The organism is Leptospira abararensis (assembly GCF_016918735.1).
Taxonomy (GTDB): Bacteria; Spirochaetota; Leptospiria; order Leptospirales; family Leptospiraceae; genus Leptospira_A; species Leptospira_A abararensis.
The window spans coordinates 1-791 of the sequence record NZ_JAFFPR010000039.1; the positions used below are offsets into that span (position 1 = coordinate 1).

Annotated in this window: 1 protein-coding gene; it reads right to left on the bottom strand. The window is 28.1% G+C overall.

Features of this window, described 5'->3' with window-relative positions:
• Positions 1-44: 44 nt before the first annotated feature.
• Positions 45-791 (bottom strand): hypothetical protein (locus tag JWG40_RS12225; RefSeq protein ID WP_232369345.1); only part of this gene is annotated, 747 nt, incomplete at its 5' end.

The window sequence follows — 791 nt, forward strand, 5'->3', positions numbered from 1 at the left end:
AGCCCAAGCGAGGCCTCGTGCCGAAGCGCAGCGTTTCCATGCTGTTATACGCCGTTGGATAGTATTTTTATTTCGTTGTTGATATAAAAAAATAGTTCTTCATCTCTATTTCTTTTTCTAGGGATAGTGATATTTATTGATTCTCCTGATTTTAGGAATATATTTAATCGTGAGATATCTTCAGAAATTATTTCTTTTTCAATATTGTGAATATCTGAGAAATATATTTTATTTATATCTGAAAGTTTATCATGGGTTACAATTTTATTATTTGAAACTAATACGAATCCATTGTTTTTTCCTAAATTGTTAAAGTGAAAGAGGTATTGCATCTTTTCGTTTTGTTCTAGGATATTTAAGCTATTTATAAACTTATAGTCTGCCTTGTCAAAATCATCTTTATTGTGAATGTAGGTAATTGTGAAGAAATAGTGAAAGATTAGGTTTATAATTAGATATAATATGTAGAGACTGGAAATTCCAAGGAATAATTTGTCACGAGAATTATTAATTAATTTTAGATGGTTCAGTTTTAAGAATTGAAGATGTTTTTCAATTCCGTTGAAGAGAATAGCCAACGCTAGAACTAATTTTCCTATTAGAACAAAATTTATTCCTGAATTAAGATATTCGGTTGCAAAAGTAAATAAGACGAAAGCAGCAAATGAAATTGATGAATAGATTATATTCATATATATTCCAAACGAAAGAATAAAGAGAACTATAATGGTGAGAAATTGTATGTCCTCGATATTAATTTTTCCAATGTTTACTTCGATAAGATTAATTAT